This window comes from Herbaspirillum lusitanum P6-12, assembly GCF_000256565.1.
Classification (GTDB): domain Bacteria; phylum Pseudomonadota; class Gammaproteobacteria; order Burkholderiales; family Burkholderiaceae_D; genus Herbaspirillum; species Herbaspirillum lusitanum.
In genome coordinates, this window is record NZ_AJHH01000254.1 from 1 (window position 1) to 5,235 (window position 5,235).

General features: G+C 58.5%; 7 protein-coding genes. All 7 read left to right on the plus strand.

Features of this window, described 5'->3' with window-relative positions; genetic code table 11:
* The coding region (gene fabD / locus HLUSI_RS0108350; RefSeq protein ID WP_016833540.1) for an ACP S-malonyltransferase at positions 1-928 on the plus strand (928 nt) is incomplete at its 5' end.
* Complete coding sequence (gene fabG, locus HLUSI_RS0108355; protein ID WP_016833541.1) at positions 925-1,698, plus strand: 3-oxoacyl-ACP reductase FabG; 774 nt, start codon at positions 925-927, stop codon at positions 1,696-1,698. The genes fabD and fabG, both read left to right, overlap by 4 nt.
* Before the next feature lie 123 nt (positions 1,699-1,821).
* A complete protein-coding gene (acpP, locus tag HLUSI_RS0108360) occupies positions 1,822-2,061 on the plus strand; it encodes an acyl carrier protein (RefSeq protein WP_007881445.1) in 240 nt (79 codons plus the stop codon).
* 30 nt (positions 2,062-2,091) lie between these two features.
* The gene (gene fabF, locus HLUSI_RS0108365; RefSeq protein ID WP_029363287.1) at positions 2,092-3,333 is read left to right on the plus strand and encodes a beta-ketoacyl-ACP synthase II; all 1,242 of its coding nucleotides are present in this window, start codon (positions 2,092-2,094) and stop codon (positions 3,331-3,333) included.
* A gap of 56 nt (positions 3,334-3,389) precedes the next feature.
* Positions 3,390-3,872: a protein YgfX gene (locus HLUSI_RS0108370; protein WP_016833543.1), complete on the plus strand. Its 483-nt coding sequence runs from the start codon at positions 3,390-3,392 to the stop codon at positions 3,870-3,872.
* Positions 3,873-3,987: 115 nt separating this feature from the next.
* Entirely contained in the window at positions 3,988-4,590 is a 603-nt protein-coding gene (rpoE, locus tag HLUSI_RS0108375) for an RNA polymerase sigma factor RpoE (protein WP_016833544.1), read from the plus strand.
* Positions 4,591-4,732: 142 nt separating this feature from the next.
* A partial coding sequence (locus tag HLUSI_RS27660) for a sigma-E factor negative regulatory protein (protein WP_016833545.1) occupies positions 4,733-5,235 on the plus strand: 503 nt, incomplete at its 3' end.

Sequence of the window (5,235 nt, forward strand, 5' to 3'; positions counted from 1 at the left end):
AACATTTGCTTTTGTTTTTCCGGGCCAGGGTTCGCAGGCCATCGGGATGCTGAATGGCTTTGCCGACAATGAAGTGGTCAAGGCGACTGTTGCGGAAGCCTCCGACGCGCTGCAGTTCGATCTCGGCAAGCTGATCGCCGAAGGTCCGAAAGAGGACCTCGACCTGACCACCAATACCCAGCCGGTCATGCTGACTGCGGCCGTGGCGTTTTACCGCGCCTGGATCGCTGCCGGGGGCAAGGCGCCGGCGCTGGTCGCCGGTCACAGCCTCGGTGAATATTCCGCACTCGTGGCGGCCGGCGTGATCGCGTTCAAGGATGCCGTACCGCTGGTGCGTTTCCGGGCGCAAGCCATGCAGGAAGCCGTGCCGGTCGGGCAGGGCGGCATGGCGGCGATTCTCGGCTTGTCGGATGACGACGTGCGCGCTGCCTGCGCCGAAGCTGCGCAGGGCGACGTGGTCGAAGCCGTCAATTACAATTCTCCCGCGCAAGTGGTGATCGCCGGCAGCAAGGCCGCTGTCGAGCGCGCTTGCGAAATCGCCAAGGCCAAGGGCGCCAAGCGCGCACTGGTGCTGCCGGTTTCGGCGCCGTTCCATTCGTCGCTGCTCAAGCCGGCTTCGGACCGTTTGCAGCAATATCTGGCCGGCGTGCCGTTTTCCGCGCCGCAGATTCCGCTGATCAATAATGTCGACGTCGCCATCGTCAACGATCCCGCCGCCATCAAGGACGCGCTGGTGCGTCAGGCGGCCAGCGCCGTGCGTTGGGTCGAGACCGTACAGAAGATGTCGACGGAAGGCATCACCCACGTGGTTGAATGCGGTCCCGGCAAGGTGCTGGCCGGTTTGACCAAGCGTATCAACGGCGAACTGGTCGGCGAGGCAATCGTTGACCAGGCATCCCTGGACAAAGTATTGGAGCTGCTGAAGTGAGTGATCAAAATCCGCAATACCTGCAGAATCTGCAGAATCAGACTGCATTGGTGACCGGCGCTTCCCGCGGCATCGGACGCGCCATCGCGCTGGAGCTGGTGCGCCAAGGCGCGAAAGTCGTCGGTACGGCAACGTCGGCAGCCGGCGCCGCGGCCATCAGCGAATACCTTGAGCAGGCGCAGCCCGGTTGCGGCAAGGGCGTCGTCCTCAACGTCAATGACGCCGCCGCCTGCAGCGCCGTCATCGACGACGTGCAAAAAGAATTCGGCGGCCTGTCCATCCTCGTCAACAATGCCGGCATCACGCAAGACCAGTTGGCCATGCGCATGAAAGACGAAGAGTGGGATAATGTCATCGCGACCAACCTGACTGCGGTCGGGCGTCTGTCGCGTGCAGTCTTGCGCGGCATGATGAAGGCGCGCAACGGCCGTATCATCAACATCACGTCGGTGGTCGGTTCGGCCGGCAACTCGGGGCAAATGAACTACGCCGCCGCCAAGGCTGGCGTGGCAGGCATGAGTCGTGCGCTGGCGCGTGAAATCGGCAGCCGCAACATTACCGTCAATTGCATCGCGCCGGGTTTCATCGATACCGACATGACCAAGGTGCTGGGCGAGCAGCAGACCGCCGCCTTGCTGCAGCAGATTCCGCTGGGTCGTCTGGGCGCTCCGGAGGACATCGCAGCGGCTGTGGCTTTCCTGGCGTCGCCGCAAGCAGCTTACATCACCGGCACGACCTTGCACGTCAATGGCGGCATGTACATGAATTAAGCGTCTTTGGACGCAGATCGCAGCAACTTACTTATTCTTGTCGAGAATACTTAAAAGTAAATTTTTGGCGTGCAAACCTGATAAAATGCGCGCACTTTTGTAACCTATCCACTGGAGGCACTTATGTCCGATATCGAACAACGCGTTAAAAAGATCGTCGCTGAACAACTGGGCGTCGCTGAAGCAGACATCAAGACAGAATCGTCGTTCGTGGACGATCTGGGCGCAGACTCGCTCGACACCGTCGAACTGGTCATGGCACTGGAAGATGAGTTCGAAATGGAAATCCCTGACGAACAAGCTGAAAAGATTACAACCGTGCAACAGGCGATCGATTACGCCAAGGCACACGTCAAGGCCTAAGCTGGTTTTGAACGACTCTAGGAGAATTGCTTGAGCCGCTCACGTGAACGTCGTGTAGTCATTACCGGTCTTGGATGCATTTCACCCGTCGGCAACAATATTGCCGATGCGTGGGGCGCAGTCAAGGAAGGTAAGTCGGGCATTGCCACCATCACCAAGTTTGACGCCACTCCTTTTTCTACGCATTTTGCGGGAGAAGTGAAGGGCTTCAACATCGAAGATTACATCCCCGCCAAAGAAGCGCGCCACATGGATACCTTTATCCATTTCGGCATGGCGGCGGGCATGCAGGCCTTTCAGGACAGCGGCCTGGTAGTCACCGATGAAAACGCCGAGCGTATCGGCGTCATCATCGGTTCCGGTATCGGTGGCTTGCCGCTGATCGAGCAGACCCATGAAGAGCTGACCAATCGCGGCCCCCGCCGCATCAGCCCGTTCTTCATCCCGGCTTCGATCATCAATATGATTTCCGGCAACTTGTCCATCAAGTACGGTCTGAAGGGCCCTAATCTGGCCATCGTGACCGCTTGCACGACAGGTTTGCATTGCATCGGCTCCGCCAGCCGCATGATTCAGTACGGCGATGCCGACGTGATGATTGCCGGCGGTGCCGAATCCAGCGTTTCCCCGCTGGGCATCGGAGGTTTCGCCTCAGCGCGTGCGCTGTCCACCCGCAATGACGATCCGGCGACCGCCTCCCGTCCATGGGACAAGGACCGCGACGGTTTTGTGCTGGGCGAAGGCGCCGGCGTGATGGTGCTGGAAGAGTACGAGCACGCCAAGGCGCGCGGCGCCAAGATCTATGCAGAAGTGCTGGGTTTCGGCATGAGCGGCGACGCATACCACATGACCGCTCCGAGCCTGGACGGCCCGCGCCGTTGCGTGGTGTCGGCCTTGCGCGATGCAGGCGTGAATGCGGACGAAGTCCATTATCTGAACGCACACGGTACCTCGACGCCTCTGGGCGACAAGAATGAAACCGATGCAATCAAGGCCGCCTTCGGCGATCATGCTTACAAGATGGTCGTTAATTCCACCAAGTCCATGACCGGCCATCTGCTGGGCGGCGCGGGCGGACTGGAATCGGTGTTCACCGTGCTGGCGCTGCACAATCAGATCTCTCCTCCGACGATCAACATCTTCAATCAGGATCCGGAGTGCGATCTTGACTACTGCGCCAACCAGGCGCGCGACATGAAGATCGACATCGCCGTCAAGAATTCATTCGGATTCGGCGGCACCAACGGCACTTTGGTGTTCGGCAAGGTATAAACCTGGCCCGGCTTTCGACAGAAAGCCGGGTTTTGCTTTTTCACTCCCCCATTCCTATGTCGATAGCAGTCTCCGCGGATATCAAGCCTTCCCGTCTGCTTTTGATCATGATGGCGGCAGCAGCTGTCGCCGTTGCCTTCATCGGTGTCATTTTTGCCTTCGCTCTGGTCGGGCAATTGTCTTTTGTATTCAGGATGTCGCTGGCGGGGGCTTGTATCATCGCGGCCGCTCTGGCGTTCTGGCTGATGCTGAGAAACCGTACCACGGTCTGGCTGCATATTTCCGGGACCGGGCAGATCCGGCTGGTCGAGCATCACGCGGTGGTGCGCGCCAAGCCGGGGTCGCAAGTGATGAGCGGCGGTCTGGCGCAATTGCTGGCCGGGTCGACCGTCTGGCCGAATCTGCTGTTGTTGCGCCTGAGGCTGGAAAATGGTCGGATACGGACTATTCCGGTATTGCCCGACTCTGTCCCCAAGGAAACTTTTCGAGCGCTGCAAGTGGCTTGTCGATGGGTTGCGAGTCATAATAACGATGCCTGATGGCATGCACTCCACAAAAAAATCGAAAAGATAGTACGCTTATTGAATTAATTGCTTCGAAATGGATCAATGATTCGGTTTGCGCAGAAATGATAAAAAAACAAGGAAACTGGATTTGACGACGGAACGCGAAATTGATCAACTGCTTGTCGAGCGTGTGCAGCGTGGCGATAAGAAGGCGTTCGAGCTATTAGTTGCCAAATATCAACGGAAACTGATGCGGCTCGTTTCGCGCCTGGTGCGCGATCAGGCGGAAGCGGAAGATGTCGTGCAAGAAGCCTTCATCAAGGCTTACCGCGCGCTGCCGCAGTTTCGTGGCGATTCGGCGTTCTATACCTGGTTGTACCGCATCGGTATCAACACGGCCAAGAACTACCTTGTGACCATGGGCCGAAGGGCACCGACGTCGACGGAAGCAGATGCAGAAGAGGCTGAAACTTTTGACGACGGAGAGCACCTAAGAGACATCAATACTCCCGAGTCGATGTTGGCGACCAAGCAGATTGCCCAGACGGTCAACGTTGCGATGGAAGCCTTGCCGGAAGAATTGCGGACCGCGATTACCCTGCGCGAAATCGAGGGGTTGAGCTATGACGAGATCGCCGACGCCATGGGTTGTCCCATCGGTACGGTGCGCAGCCGGATCTTCCGGGCGCGCGAGGCGATTGCGGAAAAGCTGCGACCGCTGCTTGGAACGGCGCTCGACAAGCGCTGGTAAGCCGGCAGGCTGATTTTAAGCTGCATTTAAGTTGTACTTGAAGCACGGGAGTTATGCGTTATATGACGTCGTAGGCGTCAATAAAAGACATAAAAATAAGAGCGGGTGATGGAACTGAAATTTTGTGGCCGGGTGACTACTTATGGATACCAAAGAAATTAGCAGAGAACAGATTTCGGCATTGGCCGACGGCGAGCTGGTTGACGCACATGTCAGCGTGGCTCTTGCCGTTTTACGCCAGCCGGACGAGCAAGCGACGTGGGATCTGTACCATCAGATCGGTGATGTCATGCGTTCGGAAGAAATGGCGTTTTCGCTCAGCGACGGCTTTGCCGCCAAGATGAGCGCGCGCCTTGACGCCGAGCCGACGATCATCGCCCCACAGTTGACGACGACCGCTGCCGAACAGATTATCGTTCCGGTGGCGGTGCATGATGCGACGGCTTCCAATGTCGTGTCGCTGGCGTCGACACGCAAGCGTTTTGTGCGCCGCTTCGTGATGCCGGGCGCTGCTGCAGCGGCAGCGATTGTCGCCGTGGTCCTGGTAACGGGGCAGCAGCAGCAGTCGACTACAGTGGCCAGCGTGGCCAGCGCTCCGGCCCCCCCCCCCCCCCCCCAGCGACGGCAGTTGTGCCGTCGGCGATT